The organism is Bacillus sp. UMB0893, assembly GCF_002858905.1.
In the GTDB taxonomy this organism is placed as follows: domain Bacteria; phylum Bacillota; class Bacilli; order Bacillales; family Bacillaceae; genus Bacillus_P.
This window is the reverse complement of record NZ_PKLB01000001.1, coordinates 923,234-939,076: the sequence shown is the minus strand read 5'-3', so window position 1 is coordinate 939,076 and position 15,843 is coordinate 923,234. Positions and strand designations below refer to the sequence as shown.

The window sequence follows — 15,843 nt, the reverse complement described above, 5'->3', positions numbered from 1 at the left end:
TACTGTAATTGTAAGAAAAAATAGTCTTAAAGTCTATGAAGGTTTTGTAAAAAAAGGTCGGAATTTGTGTCTATTTTTAAATAGGTACTTTTTACCTATACTTTTTACACTAATACCCACTCAGGTTTAAATGTCATAGGAACTTTACACTAAATCCACTGATAATAAGCAGCCAAAACAAAAAACCACTTCAAAAGAAGTGGTTTTCTGTAAACAAATTATTAATTTGTTTTTAATTTTTCTAACTCCAGCAAGAATTTATCATTCAAGACTTTAATATAAGTTCCCTTCATCCCTAGAGAACGTGATTCAATTACACCAGCACTTTCAAGTTTTCTAAGTGCATTAACAATCACTGAACGTGTAATTCCAACTCTATCGGCAATTTTACTTGCTACTAATAGACCTTCATTCCCATTTAATTCTTCAAAGATGTGCTCAATTGCTTCTAATTCACTATAAGAAAGTGAACTGATTGCCATCTGTACAACAGCTTTACTTCTAGCTTCATCTTCAATTTCTTCAGCTTTTTCACGAAGAATTTCCATACCGACGACAGTCGCACCATATTCAGCAAGGATTAAATCATCATCCTCAAATTGCGCTTGCAAACGGGCTAAGATAAGTGTTCCAAGACGCTCGCCTCCGCCGATAATCGGCACAATTGTTGTCAGACCGCTTTTGAAAAGATCACGATTTTCTACTGGAAAAGCCGTGTATTCACTGTATACGTCAAGGTTTGAAGATGTTTCATTTACGTTGAATAAATTTTTTGTGTATTCTTCAGGAAATTGTCTGTCTTCAAGCATTTGAATCATACGTTCATTCTCGATTTGCTGATTGATGGCAAATCCTAAAAGCTTGCCGCGGCGGCTGACAACAAAAATATTAGCTTCAATGACATCACTGAGTGTTTCAGACATTTCTTTAAAATTAACTGGTTTGCCGGCTGCTTTTTGCAGCATCGCATTGATTTTTCTTGTTTTTTGCAATAAAGCCATTATTAAGTTCCTCCTGGAAATATGTAATATTATAAAATAAATTGACTTAAGTCTTTGTTTTTAGCAATTCTGCTTAGTTTATCCTCTACATACTGAGGAGTGATCGCAATTTTATCTAATGTAATTTCTGGAGCTTCAAATGAGAGATCTTCTAAAAGCCGTTCCAAAATCGTATGAAGTCTTCTTGCCCCAATGTTATCTGTGTCCTGATTGACTTGAAATGCCACTTCCGCAATCTTACGAATAGCATCGTCAGAAAATTCAAGTTGTATACCTTCTGTTTCCAATAAAGCAACATATTGCTTAAGAAGGGCATTATCAGGTTCGGTTAAAATCCGGACAAAATCTTCTACATTCAACTTTGTCAATTCTACACGAATTGGAAATCTGCCTTGTAGCTCCGGGATTAAATCAGATGGCTTCGCTATATGGAAAGCTCCTGCTGCTATGAAAAGGACATGGTCTGTTTTTACTGAGCCATACTTCGTGACAATCGTCGATCCCTCAACAATTGGCAGTATGTCGCGCTGAACGCCTTCTCTTGAAACATCCGCAGAAGATCCAGCTCCGCTTTTTTTGGCAATTTTATCAATCTCATCGACAAAAATAATTCCCATTTGTTCTGCACGGAAGATGGCATTCTGAGTCACATCATCCATATCAATCAGTTTCTGTGCCTCTTCACTAGTAAGAACTTTTCTTGCTTCCCTTACCGTAAGCTTGCGTTTTTTCTTCTTTTTTGGCATAAAACTGCTTAATGCATCCTGCATATTCATACCCATTTGTTCCATACCCGAACCTTGCAGCATATCAAACATTGAAGCATGCTGCTCTTCAACTTCTACTGTGACATGATGGTCCTCAAGTTCGCCTAATGCAAGCTGATGTGCCATTTTACGTCTTTTCTCATCAACAGATTGCTCTTCCTGTGAGTAATCATCTTGCTCCTGTGAGGTACCTTGGGCTCCGCCGAACAGCATTTCCAAAGGGTTTTTATAAGATGTCTGTTTTTTCTTTCCGGGCACCAGCAATTCTACAATTCTTCTATTGGCATTTTCCTCAGCAAAAGATTTCACTTCAGCCATTTTTTCTTCTTTTACTAAACGGACGGATGTTTCAACCAGATCGCGAACCATTGACTCTACGTCCCGTCCTACATATCCGACCTCAGTGAATTTTGTAGCTTCTACTTTGATAAAAGGCGCTCCGACAAGCTTAGCAATTCTTCTTGCAATTTCTGTTTTCCCTACGCCGGTCGGCCCGATCATTAAAATATTTTTAGGAACGACCTCATCACGCAGATTTTCTGCAAGCAGGCTGCGGCGGTATCGGTTTCTCAAAGCTACTGCTACTGCTTTTTTTGCGTCTTTCTGACCAACAATATACTGATCTAAACGTTCTACGATTTGTCTAGGCGTCAATTCTTTCATCTGATCATTACTCCTCTCTTATAACTCTTCTACTGTTATATTCAGATTTGTATATACACATATTTCCCCAGCCATCTGGAGAGCTGCTTCTGCAATTTCTTTCGCGGATAATGACTCACCGGAGTATCTTTTAAGAGCTCTTCCGGCTGACAGAGCGTAATTCCCGCCAGACCCTATCGCTAATATTCCATCATCTGGTTCAATTACTTCACCTGTTCCGGAAATAAGAAGAATATATTCCTCGTTCATGACAATAAGCATAGCTTCTAATTTTCGAAGTACTTTATCACTGCGCCATTCTTTTGCTAGTTCTACGGCTGCTCTTTGGAGGTTTCCGTTATATTCCTCAAGCTTTCCTTCAAACATTTCAAACAAAGTGAACGCATCTGCAACTGAACCTGCAAATCCTGCAATAACTTTCCCGTTAAATAACTTTCTCACTTTTTTGGCGGTGTGCTTCATCACTACAGCATTGCCGAATGTTACCTGACCATCGCCTGCCATCGCACATTTGCCGTTGTGCTGAATTCCAAAAATGGTCGTTGCATGAAATTGAGACATAGATATACCTCCATATTCTTTTCTTTACCTCTTTTCTATAACATAGCTGCTTTATTTCAAGCGGTTTCAGTAGAAAAGAGCACGAAACAGACGTTAATGAAAATTATTACGAAAAACAACAATCTATGCGAAAACAACTATTCTTTAAGCACGAGGATGATGAGACATGTAAATATTTCGCAAATGATCTTTTGTTACATGAGTATAAATTTGTGTAGAAGAAAGATGAGCATGACCTAAAAGCTCTTGAACACTTCTCATATCAGCACCTTCATTCAGAAGATGCGTTGCAAATGTATGCCTGAACATATGAGGGCTGATATTCATGGTTAAAGACGTTTTCTTAATCATTTCATTCAAAATATGCCTAACGCCTCTAACAGTCAGCGGACCTCCGCGATGATTGACAAATAGAGTGTCATGGTCACGATTTTGTTTGTCTTTTAAAAGAAGCTGCTTTCTGCCGGCTGAAATAAACTGCTCAAGTGTATCTTGCGCAAAGCTCCCAAATGGCACATACCGCTGCTTTCCACCCTTTCCGTTTACAAGCACAGTGCCAATATGCAAATCCAGGTCGGAAAGTTTTATTTGGCATAATTCACTTACCCTGATTCCAGTTCCATATAGAACTTCTATCAAAGCCTGGTTTCTTTGGCCTATCGGTTCAGATGTATTTGAGAGTGTAAACAATTTTTCAAGTTCTTCTTCAAAAAAATACTGCGGAAGGCGCTGCTCCTTCTTGGGGAGAGATACACTTGCAAAAGGGTTTTCTTTTACTAGTTTCTCCCTATTAAGGAATCGGTAAAAGCTTCGCAATGCTGAAATTTTTCTTGAAATTGTTTTTCTGGCAAAATTTTTTTGATGCAGCAGAGTTAAGTATAATCTTGTATCAGAATATGTAATGAGCTGAAGATCAACCATCGATTGTTCCTTCATAAATATAAAAAAATCTTCTAAATCAGCAACATAATTCACAATTGTATATTGTGAATAGTTTTTCTCAATTTGTAAATATTCTATGAACAAACTTAAAGAATTCTTAACATTTTCCATCTTAACACCTCACAAGGGCTACTAAATGTTATCACACATCAAGTAGCCCTTGCAAATGATTTCTATGATTTTTTCGAAATTTTTTGAATTGTTTCAATCGCTCTATTTGCATATCTTTCGTAGCGTTCTTTTTTGTTTTTTATACGCTCTGGAAGCTCTGCAAATATCCCAAAATTCGCATTCATCGGCTGAAAATTGTCAGGATTTGCTGTAGTAATATATCTTGCCATGCTGCCCATAGCTGTTTCATGCGGAAGAACAAGCAAATCTTCTCCGAGCACGTAATTCGCAGCATTGATGCCTGCCAGCAGTCCTGAAGCAGCTGACTCAACATAGCCTTCTACTCCTGTCATCTGGCCTGCAAAAAACAAGTCTTCTCTTTCTTTATACTGATAAGTGGGCTTTAGCATTCTTGGAGAGTTAATGAAAGTATTTCTATGCATAACTCCGTATCTTACAATCTCTGCATTCTCAAGTCCGGGAATCAGCTTTAAAACTTCTTTCTGTGGACCCCATTTTAAATGTGTCTGAAAACCGACAATGTTATATAATGTTCCGGCTGCATCATCTTGTCTTAGCTGCACAACTGCGAAAGGTCTTTTTCCTGTCTTAGGATCTTCCAGTCCGACAGGTTTCAAAGGTCCGAAGAGCATCGTCTTTTTCCCGCGTTTAGCCATCACTTCGATCGGCATGCATCCTTCAAAAAAGATTTCTTTTTCAAATTCTTTAAGCGGTACCGTTTCGGCCTCAACGAGCGCATCATAAAAGCGGTCAAACTCTTCCTCAGTCATCGGACAGTTCAAATATGCTGCTTCCCCTTTATCATACCGGGATTTCAAGTATACTTTGTCCATATCGATGCTGTCTTTTTCAAGAATCGGAGCTGCTGCATCATAAAAGTATAAGTATTCTTCCCCTGTCAGAGACTTTAATTGATCTGATAAGGCTTTTGAAGTAAGCGGACCAGTGGCAATAATTGTCGGACCGCTTGGTATTTCAGTAACCTCATCTAGAATGACAGTAACGTTTGGGTGACCCTTGACTCGTTCTGTTACTTTTGCCGCAAATTCATGACGGTCAACTGCAAGTGCTCCTCCAGCCGGAACTGCACAGTCATCTGCAGATTTAATGATAACAGAATCAAACATCCGCATTTCTTCTTTTAATACGCCGACTGCATTCGTCAATCCGTTCGCACGAAGCGAGTTGCTGCAGACAAGTTCTGCAAATTGATCAGTATGATGAGCAGGTGTTTGTTTTACTGGCCGCATTTCAAATAGATTTACTTTAATTCCTCTTTTTGCAAGCTGCCAGGCTGCTTCACTTCCTGCAAGACCGGCACCGATAACATTTACCGTTTTTTCATTCATTTATTAATCCTCCATCATTTATACACATAAAGAAGGTGAGCAAGACTTCACTCACCTTTACTTTTGCTGTTCTTCTTTATAGTCACAGTTTACACATTGAACCTGTATGCCCTTTTTAAGCTTTTTCTCAACTAGCATATTATCACATTTAGGACAAGATCTTGCAATCGGTTTATCCCAAGAAAGGAAGTCACATTCTGGAAATTGATCACAGCCATAGAAAATGCGGCGTTTCTTCGATTTTCTTTCCACAATATTGCCTTTTTCGCATTTCGGACAAGGAACTCCGATTTCTTTTACGATTGGTTTTGTATTGCGGCAGTCAGGAAAGTTTGAGCAAGCCATGAATTTTCCGAAGCGGCCCATTTTAAATACCATTGGATTGCCGCACTCTTCACAGTCAACGCCTGCAGGCTCATCTTTAATCTCGATTTCTTCCATTTCATTTTCAGCTATTTCTAAGCGTTTAGCGAAATCTTTATAAAAATCGTCGATAATATTAACCCATTGAACATTTCCATCTTCAATCTCATCCAGACTGTTTTCCATTTTTGCAGTGAACTCTACGTTGATGATTTCCGGGAAAAACTCCATGATCAGTTCAAGAACAATTTCTCCAAGCTCTGTCGGAATGAATCTTTTATTATCAAGTGCAACATAACCTCGTTTTTGAATTGTATCGAGAGTTGGTGCATAGGTTGACGGTCTGCCTATACCGAGCTCTTCCAATGTTTTTACAAGTCTAGCCTCTGTATAGCGCGGAGGCGGCTGTGTAAAATGCTGAGCAGGTTCAATATCTTTGGAATAGACGACATCTCCATTTTGAAGATCAGGCAGCATACGGTCTTTTTCTTCAATTCCGTCATCGTTTCCTTCAACATATACCTTCATAAAACCTGCAAACTTAATTTTCGAACCGTTTGCTCTAAAAATAATATCATTATTATTTAAATCAACACTCATAGTATCCAGTACTGCCGACGCCATTTGACTGGCTACAAATCGTTCCCAGATCAATTTATATAATCTTAGCTGATCACGGCTTAAATATTCCTTTAATGAGCCTGGATCTTTAAGCGTTGATGTCGGACGAATGGCTTCATGGGCGTCCTGGGTATTTGAATTTTTCTTTACGGCTTTTTTAGCTGGATTCGTATATTCTTTTCCATACTTCTGTTCAATATATGAGAATGCTTCTTGCTGTGCTGTATCAGATATTCTTGTAGAATCTGTACGCATATATGTGATCAGACCGACTGTGCCTTCTTTACCCAGGTCCATCCCTTCATATAATTGCTGAGCGATCATCATTGTTTTTTTCGCACGGAAATTTAATTTCCTTGCAGCTTCCTGCTGAAGAGTAGATGTAGTAAACGGTACTGCCGGATTTCGCTTTCTTTCTTTCTTTGATACATTTGTTACCGTAAAGTTGTTTCCTTTTATTTTGCTTAATACATCTTTTACGTCTTTTTCAGTTTTTAATTCCGCTTTTTTCCCATTTATACCGTAAAAAGTACCGTCAAATAGATCTTTGTCTTTTAAAAATTGACTGTCGATTGTCCAGTATTCTTCGGGAATAAATGCTTTAATTTCTTTTTCGCGGTCGATGATCAAACGGACTGCAACAGATTGTACACGCCCTGCACTTAATCCTTTTTTTACTTTCTTCCAGAGGATCGGGCTGATTTTATACCCTACCAATCTGTCCAGAATACGTCTTGCCTGCTGTGCATCAACAAGATCCATATTAATCGGTCTTGGATGTTTAAAAGATTCTTTAATAGCATCCTTTGTAATCTCATTAAACACAACACGGCAGTCAGATAAGATGTCAACATCAAGACTATGAGCCAAATGCCATGCAATTGCTTCCCCTTCGCGATCCGGGTCAGCTGCGAGATAAACTTTTTTTGCTTTCTTGGCTGCCGTTTTTAAATCCTTTAATACTGGACCTTTACCGCGAATCGTAATGTATTTTGGTTCAAAATTCCCTTCAGTGTCGACGCCAATCTGACTTCTTGGAAGATCACGGACATGCCCCATCGATGCTTTTACTTTATATTTCTTTCCTAAATATCGTTCAATTGTTTTCGCTTTTGCAGGCGACTCAACAATCACTAGAAATTCCGACATACGTTATCCTCCTTAAAGAGGTGTTCTCTCTCTTTATTTTCATACTTTCAATTTTTCATTTCATTATTTAATGGATTTTATCGTTTAAATGAATTTATATTCCTGCTTTCCAATAAATTAGAATCGTTTATATTCCAAGTTTTACTTAAACAGGTTAAATCTCCACTATTATTAAATATAGTTGTGCGGTTTGTCAAACAGTAATTGTTCAGGTCCATAATTATTAAATCAATTTTCACTTCATTTCACCTGCAATATAAGATCATTTATAATATCATATCCGTTTTCTGCAAGATACGCGCCCTGCTTAATCAGCTGATTCGCTCCTGCCGATTCCTCTTCTACTATAGAACCAGGCACAGCATATACTTGTCTTCCCTGTTCTAAAGCCATATGTGCAGTAATCAAGGAACCGCTTTTTTCTTTCGCCTGCAGGACTACTGTCCCAAGACTAAGACCGCTGATTATCCGATTTCGTTGCGGAAATTGCCATTTTTGAGGCTTTGTGTCGGGAGGATACTCTGAGAGAACAAGGTGATTTATGCACATCGTTTCAAATAAAGGTTTATTTTCCTTAGGATAAAATTGGTTAAAACCGCCTGCAATCACTCCTACAGTAAACCCTTTTTCCCTCAATGCAGCCTGATGAGCTAAAGCGTCAATTCCTTTTGCAAGTCCGCTGACAATAGTCCACCCCTCTTTAGTAATAGGAGGGACAATCTTTTTCAAGGCATAAGCGCCATATGAAGTAGGGTTTCTAGTCCCGACAATACTGACCATTTTCATTGTATTTAATAGGGTTATGTTTCCTTTATAAAACAAAATTGGTGGAGGATCAGGAATTTCTTTCAGCAGTATAGGGTATTTTTCATCAAAAAGAGTAAGTACACGGGTATTTTCTTCAGTATACTGAGTCATTACTTTTGAAAAATTGAATGAATGGAAATCTTTAAGGAAAAGGATGAGAGAGTGTTCGGAGAGGTGAAATAACATTTGAATTTCTTTATCTGATAAACGATATATGGATTCGAGAGAGCTGTCTATTTTCAGCAGCTTCAACAAGCTCAAATGACGAAAACCCCGGCAGTGTGATAAATGGATAAGAGTTTTTTCAATTTTGGGCATATGAAATTCCTTTCTACTATTATATTTAATTTATATAGAAAGAAGGGAATAGCAATTAGAAGCTATTCCCTGCTCTTTTTGAGAAATAAGAAAGTACCTATTTTTGCGCATTGATGGCGGGCGGAATCGCCCAACTTCTCGGCCAGAACAAATCCGCATGAAAAGTCAAAACCGGACTTTTCTGCCGGAATCTTTTCTGTCATGCCTGCGCTAAACGGACGCTTGCGCTTTTCTTATTAATGTGTTTTACATTTTTCAAGCAGACCATTTTCTTTAAGGGCTTCAATCAGTGTTTCACCCATAACTGAAGGCGTGTCAGCTACTTTTATGCCGCACTCATTCATTGTTTTGATCTTTTCAGCCGCAGTACCCTTACCGCCTGAAATAATCGCACCAGCATGGCCCATACGCTTTCCTGGAGGTGCCGTTTGTCCGCCGATGAAGCCGACAACTGGTTTTGTCATGTTTTCTTTAATCCATAGTGCCGCTTCTTCTTCTGCAGTTCCGCCGATCTCACCAATCATGATGACAGCATAAGTGTCCTCGTCTTCATTAAAAGCTTTAAGCACATCGATGAAGTTTGTTCCGTTAACCGGGTCTCCTCCGATGCCGACAGCTGTAGATTGTCCAATTCCAGCCTGAGTAAGCTGATGAACAGCCTCATACGTTAATGTTCCAGAACGTGATACAACTCCAACATGTCCTTTTGTATGAATATAGCCAGGCATAATGCCAATTTTGCACTCATCAGGTGTAATAACACCTGGGCAGTTCGGTCCAACAAGGCGAGTTTTCTTGCCTTCCATGTAGCGTTTCACATTTACCATGTCAAGAACTGGAATATGTTCTGTAATACAGATTACAAGATCCAATTCAGCATCAACCGCTTCCATGATTGCATCTGCAGCGAATGGTGCAGGCACATAAATGACTGAAGCATTTGCACCTGTTTCTTTGACAGCATCTTCAACTGTATTAAAGACAGGAACACCTTCTACTTCGGTATTTCCTTTTCCCGGTGTTACTCCGCCTACTATTTTTGTGCCGTACTCAAGCATTTGCTTTGTATGAAATAGAGCAGTCGATCCTGTAATACCCTGTACAATAACTTTAGTATCTTTATTAATAAATACGCTCATCCTAGTCCCCTGCCTTTCTTACCCTACTAAAGATACGATTTTTTGTGCGCCATCAGCCATTGATTCTGCAGATGTGATATTTAAACCGGATTCATTTAAGATTTGTTTGCCAAGTTCTACGTTAGTTCCCTCTAAACGAACAACCAATGGAATTTCAAGGCCGACTTGTTTCGTTGCCTCGACAACACCTTGAGCAATAATGTCACATTTCATGATTCCGCCGAAAATGTTAACAAATATGCCTTTAACGTTTTGGTCAGAAAGGATAATTTTAAATGCTTCTGTTACCTTTTCTGCCGTCGCACCGCCCCCAACATCCAGGAAGTTAGCGGGATCCCCACCGTAGTACTTGATAATATCCATCGTTGCCATAGCGAGACCAGCTCCGTTTACCATACAGCCAATATTTCCATCAAGTGAAATATAGCTCAAGTCATATTTAGATGCTTCGATTTCTTTTGAATCTTCTTCGTCAAGGTCACGGTACTCAAGAATATCTTTTCTGCGGTACAGCGCATTTGAGTCAAAATTTAATTTTGCATCAAGCGCCATTACTTTTCCGTCTCCTGTAACGACAAGAGGATTGATTTCTGCAATAGAACAGTCTTTTTCAGTGAAAGCTTTGTACAAGCTCATCATGAATTTAACAGCTTGTCCAACTAATTCTTTTTGAATATTAATATTAAAAGCAATTCTGCGAGCCTGGTAAGCTTGTAAACCTACAGCAGGATCAATTACTTCTTTGAAAATCTTTTCCGGAGTTGCTTCTGCAACTTCTTCAATTTCAGTTCCGCCTTCTTCAGATGCCATTAATACAACACGTGAAGTCGCTCGGTCAAGAACAAGTCCGATATAATATTCTTTCTTAATATCGCAGCCTTCTTCAATAAGCAAGCGTTTTACTTCTTTTCCTTCTGGGCCTGTCTGGTGGGTAACTAATGTTTTCCCTAAAATTTCTTTCGCATAAGTTTCTACTTCTTCAATATTCTTTGCAACTTTTACCCCGCCAGCTTTTCCGCGGCCGCCTGCATGTATCTGAGCTTTTACGACAACTACTTCAGTACCTAATTCTTTTGCTGCTGACACAGCTTCTTCAACTGTAAAGGCAACTTTGCCGTTTGGCACTGCTACTCCATATTTTCTAAGGATTTCTTTTCCTTGATACTCATGGATATTCATTTCCCATCCTCCTAACTTATGTACGAAAAAAATAGACTGCGCTTTCATTTTATAAAATAGTTGATTCCTTGTCTACTATTCTGCAGAAATTCGTCGAATCCTTTATTTTTTTCTGAGTTTTTCTCAAAAAATAGTTTTCTAGTAATATAAAATATTAAAAAACTGGATTATTTTTCATTCTCAGCCTGTTTATCCACTTGATAAATAAATGAAAAAATTACAGCAACTGCTAAATACAATTCTTCCGGGATTTGCTCGTTAACTTCCATTTTATGGAGAACCTCAATCAATGATGGATCCTCCTGCACCGGGATTTCATTTTTTCTGGCCGCTTCAATTATTGAGTCTGCAAGAATACCTTTGCCTTTGGCGATAACACGAGGTGCTGTTTCCTTTTTTTCTTGATAGCGCAGGGCCACTGCTTTTTTTTGAACTGGTTCCTCTTTCATATCTTTATATCAACCCCTTGCATGGCACCATGCTTTCTGTTCATGACTTGGCTCAAAAATTGAGAATGCTGGTTTTCAGCACTATGAAAACGCTCAATTCTCAGAGAACTTAAGACATAATTTTGATGCTTCAATGTTTCTTTTAACGTTTCTCCATACTTTTGAATCAGGGAGTCATATCGCTCAAACTGATTATAAATCGTAAGGGACATAATCCTATTTTGGATATGCAAATCAATCATAGTATCTTTCAGCACATTCATTTTTAAATAAAAGAGAACTCTGCAGTAATCTGGATCAATCCCGCCATTTTCCTTCTTTTTACTTGTCCATCCTATGCTCAGGTCAGATTGAAATTGTCCGTAATTCAGAGGAAATTGCATAAATTGATGCTGAGTCAGACCTTGGTTTGCATCCAATAAGGCCTGGCCATTCAGCTTTAAAACAAGCTGATCAATTTTTTCTTTTACCGCTGAATCAGATTGATTGGCACTTGCTGAAAGCAGTAATAGCTTCAAGTTTTCTTCGTGATTAGGCAGATTGCCATGCGACTCGTTTCCTTTACCCAGCTGCTGGAGAAAGGAGATTTCCCCCTTCAGTCCCAGTCTTTTTTGGAGAATGGATAAACTTTCTCCAAGGCTGGATGATTCTCTTGAAAAATCTAGAGTGATAAATGAAGATAAGGCTGCTTTCAAAGACTGCAGCGGATGTTCTTCACCGAGAGGCGATATCATTTTTAACAGCTGTTTAAACTGAACAAATAAGGTTTCATTGTCTTGAACCTCATAAAGTGAACCAAGTATCACCGGAGTTAATGGCAGCTTATTCTTTAGAGCAAAATCAATTGAAGACATCATTTTTTCGTCATTTTTTTCACTGTTTCCAGCTAAATACTGCAATGTGTGCTGGAGATTTTCGCGTGAGATGCCCGGTTGCTCCTGAAGCAAACGATACAAGTGATTCACATTGTTTTTTGTTTGGTTTATTCCCGCCTCCTTCAGTATATCGAACAGGAAACGAGGAGGAGCAGATGTCTCTGCCTGCTCTTCCGCTTTTTGAAGCACTTTTAGCTGCATCGAATCATGCAGATTGAAGCTCTTGACTTGAAACCAATACTGACCTGATTCATGAATTGGGGCATCCATTACAGCATTCAGCTTATATCCTCCAATTTGAATGACAGCTTTTCGATCGCCTGTGATATCAATGATTTTCCCATAGACGATATCGTTTTTCCTGAATTCTGCCTTTCCTCCGCTTATTTGCCGCAAAATACCTGTTTGGAAAGATGAGATTGTATTCATCGCCTTGACTCCTTATCCTTTTGATGCCAATTCCTTCACTGGTGAAAAGCTTTTGCGGTGATGGACAGTGACACCATAATTGTTTAAAGCTTCAATGTGCCTTTTTGTTCCATATCCCATATTCTGGTCAAAGCCGTATTGTGGCCATTCAATAGCAAGTTGTTTCATGAGTCTGTCTCGTGTAACTTTCGCTACAACAGAACTTGCAGCAATGCTCACACTTCTTGAATCCCCCTTAATCAATGACTCTTGAGGGATTGGCAGCGATAGTTCCATAGCGTCTATCAGAAGACAGTCAGGCTTCACAGACAGCTGTTCAACCGCTTCAATCATTGCTGCTTTTGAAGCTTGATAAATGTTTAAATCATCAATCTGTTTTGGAGAGATCATCCCGACCCCATATGTAATCGCTTCTTTTATTATAATCTCGTAAAAATGTTCCCTTTTCTCTTCAGACAATTTCTTTGAATCAGTTAAACCAGGCAAGTAAAATTCATCAGGCAAAATAACAGCTGCAGCAACTACTGGACCGGCAAGCGGCCCGCGGCCAACTTCATCGATTCCGCAAATAAACTGACAGCCATTCTTTTTTGCTTTGCGCTCAAATGTCATCATCTCTTCAAACATTTGCCTATTCTTTTTCTGAAGTTCGTATTCTCTTATCCATTTTGAAACCAATTTCTGCACGCTTACACGGTCATCTCTTTGACATTCAAGAATAAATGGATCATCTTCTTTTTCGATGTGACTTAATTTTTGTCTGATCTGCTCGGTTGTTTGTTTTTTCATCCATATCACTGCCTCATAGCTTTTTATCGGTATGTATTGTTCGAGAATGTAGGTTTGCTTAATCATTTTATGTATTAAAACAAAGGCTGTTTTCGCATTGATTGTTGTTTTTGGTTATAAATTTTACCCGTGGATTCCGCTGCAGTCACTTGCTTTCCGCGAGGAGGGAGCCTCTATTTCCGCAGGAGTCAAGTGCCTTCCGCTACAATCCACTAAAGGTTTTAAGCATTTTTTTAAAAAACAACAAACTTTACGAAAAGAGCCAAAACAAAAAAATAAAGACACGCAAAATGCGGGTCTTCTTATCTTACTGTTGTATACTGTCCGTTGTTTCAAAACTTAAACGCCCTAATTTTTCAGAACGTATTTCTCTTAACAGCAGCTCAGATGTTTTATCATAATCCACCCAGCCGCCTGACATGATGCATCCTCTTTTTTTCGCCACAGCATCAAATAGCTCGACAGCATCCTCTGGAATTTCCTCCAAAGCATATCTTTCTTTTAATCGGTTTGGATACTGTTCACTTAAAAATTTCAGCGCATATAATGCGACTTCCTGAAGATTTAAAATGGCATCTTTAATAGCTCCGGTTGTTGCAAGCTTTAATCCAACCAGTTCATCTTCAAATTTAGGCCACAGTATACCAGGGGTATCGAGCAATTCTAACTCTTTGCCTACTTTTACCCATTGCTGGGCAGTTGTAACGCCGGGACGATCCCCTGTTTTTGCCATGTTTTTCTTAGCTAATCGATTGATGAGCGTCGATTTTCCGACGTTTGGTATGCCGATAATCAACGCCCTGATTGCTCTAGGCCTAACACCTTTTGCTGCCAGCCGGTCGAACTTCTCTTTAAGCACTTCCTTAGACATAGAAACAATCTGCTTCATGCCCGTACCGGTTTTTGCATCTATTGGCAGTGCATGTATGCCTTGTTCTTTAAAATAAGCAAGCCATTGCTGTGTTGCTTTTGGATCGGCCATGTCCGCTTTATTTAGAAGTACAATTCTCGGTTTGCTTGAGATAATTTCATCAATCATCGGATTTCTGGACGAAACAGGAATTCTTGCATCAACCAGTTCAAAAACAATGTCAATTAATTTTAGTTTTTCTGTCACTTGACGCCTTGCTTTGGCCATATGGCCGGGAAACCATTGAATTGTCATTCTTTACACCTGCTTTATTTCTTACTCAATGACACGAATATCATTTAATGGCCAATAGATAAGGCTGGTTTGTCCCATAACCTCTTTTTGGGACACAGGGCCTATATGTCTGCTGTCTTTGCTGTAACGGCGATTATCGCCCATTACAAATAACTTGCCTTCCGGAACTTCCTCAATTGTAAACGGCTCTGTTAAAGGTCCGTCTATTAAATCTTTTTTATACTCTTCTAAATATGGCTCTTCGTATGCTTTCCCATTAATATACAGTGTATCATCACGGTACTCAACACGGTCTCCGGGTAAGCCGATGACTCTTTTAATGTAATCTTTTTCTTCTGTAGCATGGAAGACAACAATATCAAAACGATCTGGTTCACCTATTTTATAACCAATTTTATTGACAATCATCCGGTCTTGATCCTGTAAGGTCGGCATCATGGATAGACCATCTACAACAATTGGCGCAAAAAAGAAATATCGGATAACAGCTGCGAGTATTACTGCAATTGCAAGTGCTTTGATCCATTCAAACAACTCGCTCTTTTTTCGAGTCATCTTAGAGCTCACCTTCTCATACACATTTTAGTCACAAAAATAATATATTAAGAAAAAAGGGCTTGTTGTAAGTAAACAAGCCCTTTTTGGTACTTCGATTATCGAATTTCTTTAATACGAGCCGCTTTACCGCGTAATTCGCGCAAGTAGTAAAGTTTCGCACGGCGTACTTTACCGCGACGGATAACTTCTAACTGTGCGATTTTAGGTGTGTGAACTGGGAATGTACGTTCTACGCCTACCCCATAAGAAATTTTGCGAACTGTGAAAGTTTCGCTAATTCCACCACCACGACGCTTAATGACAACACCTTCAAAAATCTGAATACGCTCACGAGTTCCCTCAACAACTTTAACGTGTACACGTACAGTGTCTCCAGGACGGAAAGCAGGAAGATCAGATCTAAGTTGTTCTTTAGTGATATCTTCAATTAGTTTTTGCATCGTTTTCAACTCCTTCCAACAGATGCTCATTACAAGAAATATGCATGCAGCGGAACACCGTTTTAATGTGACGATTGCCTTTATGCCTTTCAAGGAAAAACACTTTATAGGTAAACAAATCACAAGAAACATCATATCACATCGCAA

At 39.0% G+C, this 15,843-nt stretch carries 16 protein-coding genes; all 16 read right to left on the bottom strand.

Annotated features, from left to right (window positions below; genetic code table 11):
* Positions 1 to 221 precede the first annotated feature (221 nt).
* On the bottom strand, positions 222 to 1,001 hold the full coding sequence (gene codY / locus CYJ36_RS04770; RefSeq protein WP_101565272.1) for a GTP-sensing pleiotropic transcriptional regulator CodY: 780 nt from the start codon (positions 999 to 1,001) through the stop codon (positions 222 to 224).
* A 29-nt stretch (positions 1,002 to 1,030) separates the two neighbouring features.
* Entirely contained in the window at positions 1,031 to 2,431 is a 1,401-nt protein-coding gene (hslU, locus tag CYJ36_RS04765) for an HslU--HslV peptidase ATPase subunit (protein WP_101565270.1), read from the bottom strand.
* 18 nt (positions 2,432 to 2,449) lie between these two features.
* A complete protein-coding gene (hslV, locus tag CYJ36_RS04760) occupies positions 2,450 to 2,992 on the bottom strand; it encodes an ATP-dependent protease subunit HslV (protein WP_101565268.1) in 543 nt (180 codons plus the stop codon).
* 144 nt (positions 2,993 to 3,136) lie between these two features.
* Positions 3,137 to 4,045 carry a tyrosine recombinase XerC gene (xerC, locus tag CYJ36_RS04755; RefSeq protein WP_101565266.1) on the bottom strand — a complete coding sequence of 303 codons (909 nt, stop codon included), beginning with the start codon at positions 4,043 to 4,045 and terminating at the stop codon, positions 3,137 to 3,139.
* Positions 4,046 to 4,107: 62 nt separating this feature from the next.
* The gene (gene trmFO / locus CYJ36_RS04750; RefSeq protein WP_101565264.1) at positions 4,108 to 5,415 is read right to left on the bottom strand and encodes an FADH(2)-oxidizing methylenetetrahydrofolate--tRNA-(uracil(54)-C(5))-methyltransferase TrmFO; all 1,308 of its coding nucleotides are present in this window, start codon (positions 5,413 to 5,415) and stop codon (positions 4,108 to 4,110) included.
* Between the two features lie 57 nt (positions 5,416 to 5,472).
* Positions 5,473 to 7,548: a type I DNA topoisomerase gene (gene topA / locus CYJ36_RS04745; protein ID WP_101565262.1), complete on the bottom strand. Its 2,076-nt coding sequence runs from the start codon at positions 7,546 to 7,548 to the stop codon at positions 5,473 to 5,475.
* Between the two features lie 240 nt (positions 7,549 to 7,788).
* On the bottom strand, positions 7,789 to 8,616 hold the full coding sequence (gene dprA, locus CYJ36_RS04740) for a DNA-processing protein DprA (RefSeq protein WP_224773299.1): 828 nt from the start codon (positions 8,614 to 8,616) through the stop codon (positions 7,789 to 7,791).
* A gap of 119 nt (positions 8,617 to 8,735) precedes the next feature.
* Complete coding sequence (locus CYJ36_RS24025) at positions 8,736 to 8,876, bottom strand: hypothetical protein (protein WP_219621067.1); 141 nt, start codon at positions 8,874 to 8,876, stop codon at positions 8,736 to 8,738.
* Between the two features lie 33 nt (positions 8,877 to 8,909).
* Complete coding sequence (sucD, locus tag CYJ36_RS04735; protein ID WP_101565258.1) at positions 8,910 to 9,812, bottom strand: succinate--CoA ligase subunit alpha; 903 nt, start codon at positions 9,810 to 9,812, stop codon at positions 8,910 to 8,912.
* Positions 9,813 to 9,830: 18 nt separating this feature from the next.
* Complete coding sequence (sucC, locus tag CYJ36_RS04730) at positions 9,831 to 10,991, bottom strand: ADP-forming succinate--CoA ligase subunit beta (protein WP_101565257.1); 1,161 nt, start codon at positions 10,989 to 10,991, stop codon at positions 9,831 to 9,833.
* A 167-nt stretch (positions 10,992 to 11,158) separates the two neighbouring features.
* The gene (locus CYJ36_RS04725) at positions 11,159 to 11,440 is read right to left on the bottom strand and encodes an EscU/YscU/HrcU family type III secretion system export apparatus switch protein (RefSeq protein ID WP_101565255.1); all 282 of its coding nucleotides are present in this window, start codon (positions 11,438 to 11,440) and stop codon (positions 11,159 to 11,161) included.
* A complete protein-coding gene (locus CYJ36_RS04720; RefSeq protein ID WP_101565253.1) occupies positions 11,437 to 12,744 on the bottom strand; it encodes a hypothetical protein in 1,308 nt (435 codons plus the stop codon). Before CYJ36_RS04720 ends, CYJ36_RS04725 begins: the two co-directional genes overlap by 4 nt.
* A gap of 12 nt (positions 12,745 to 12,756) precedes the next feature.
* Entirely contained in the window at positions 12,757 to 13,533 is a 777-nt protein-coding gene (locus tag CYJ36_RS04715) for a ribonuclease HII (protein WP_101565251.1), read from the bottom strand.
* 307 nt (positions 13,534 to 13,840) lie between these two features.
* Entirely contained in the window at positions 13,841 to 14,698 is an 858-nt protein-coding gene (gene ylqF / locus CYJ36_RS04710) for a ribosome biogenesis GTPase YlqF (RefSeq protein ID WP_101565250.1), read from the bottom strand.
* Between the two features lie 21 nt (positions 14,699 to 14,719).
* Positions 14,720 to 15,253, bottom strand: coding sequence for a signal peptidase I (gene lepB / locus CYJ36_RS04705; protein WP_101565248.1), 534 nt, complete (start codon positions 15,251 to 15,253; stop codon positions 14,720 to 14,722).
* 98 nt (positions 15,254 to 15,351) lie between these two features.
* Positions 15,352 to 15,696 (bottom strand): 50S ribosomal protein L19, encoded by a 345-nt coding sequence (rplS, locus tag CYJ36_RS04700; RefSeq protein WP_029281375.1) that lies wholly within the window; start codon positions 15,694 to 15,696, stop codon positions 15,352 to 15,354.
* Positions 15,697 to 15,843: the final 147 nt, after the last annotated feature.

What these genes read in the sequence shown, in the direction of transcription:
- sucC (WP_101565257.1), bottom strand. Translation starts at nt 10,991, where the DNA reads ATGAATATCCATGAGTATCAAGGAAAAGAAATCCTTAGAAAATATGGA.
- lepB (WP_101565248.1), bottom strand. Translation starts at nt 15,253, where the DNA reads ATGACTCGAAAAAAGAGCGAGTTGTTTGAATGGATCAAAGCACTTGCA.
- rplS (WP_029281375.1), bottom strand. Translation starts at nt 15,696, where the DNA reads ATGCAAAAACTAATTGAAGATATCACTAAAGAACAACTTAGATCTGAT.
- ylqF (WP_101565250.1), bottom strand. Translation starts at nt 14,698, where the DNA reads ATGACAATTCAATGGTTTCCCGGCCATATGGCCAAAGCAAGGCGTCAA.
- hslV (WP_101565268.1), bottom strand. Translation starts at nt 2,992, where the DNA reads ATGTCTCAATTTCATGCAACGACCATTTTTGGAATTCAGCACAACGGC.
- CYJ36_RS04725 (WP_101565255.1), bottom strand. Translation starts at nt 11,440, where the DNA reads ATGAAAGAGGAACCAGTTCAAAAAAAAGCAGTGGCCCTGCGCTATCAA.
- topA (WP_101565262.1), bottom strand. Translation starts at nt 7,548, where the DNA reads ATGTCGGAATTTCTAGTGATTGTTGAGTCGCCTGCAAAAGCGAAAACA.
- CYJ36_RS04720 (WP_101565253.1), bottom strand. Translation starts at nt 12,744, where the DNA reads ATGAATACAATCTCATCTTTCCAAACAGGTATTTTGCGGCAAATAAGC.
- codY (WP_101565272.1), bottom strand. Translation starts at nt 1,001, where the DNA reads ATGGCTTTATTGCAAAAAACAAGAAAAATCAATGCGATGCTGCAAAAA.
- sucD (WP_101565258.1), bottom strand. Translation starts at nt 9,812, where the DNA reads ATGAGCGTATTTATTAATAAAGATACTAAAGTTATTGTACAGGGTATT.
- CYJ36_RS24025 (WP_219621067.1), bottom strand. Translation starts at nt 8,876, where the DNA reads ATGACAGAAAAGATTCCGGCAGAAAAGTCCGGTTTTGACTTTTCATGC.
- CYJ36_RS04715 (WP_101565251.1), bottom strand. Translation starts at nt 13,533, where the DNA reads ATGAAAAAACAAACAACCGAGCAGATCAGACAAAAATTAAGTCACATC.
- xerC (WP_101565266.1), bottom strand. Translation starts at nt 4,045, where the DNA reads ATGGAAAATGTTAAGAATTCTTTAAGTTTGTTCATAGAATATTTACAA.
- trmFO (WP_101565264.1), bottom strand. Translation starts at nt 5,415, where the DNA reads ATGAATGAAAAAACGGTAAATGTTATCGGTGCCGGTCTTGCAGGAAGT.
- hslU (WP_101565270.1), bottom strand. Translation starts at nt 2,431, where the DNA reads ATGAAAGAATTGACGCCTAGACAAATCGTAGAACGTTTAGATCAGTAT.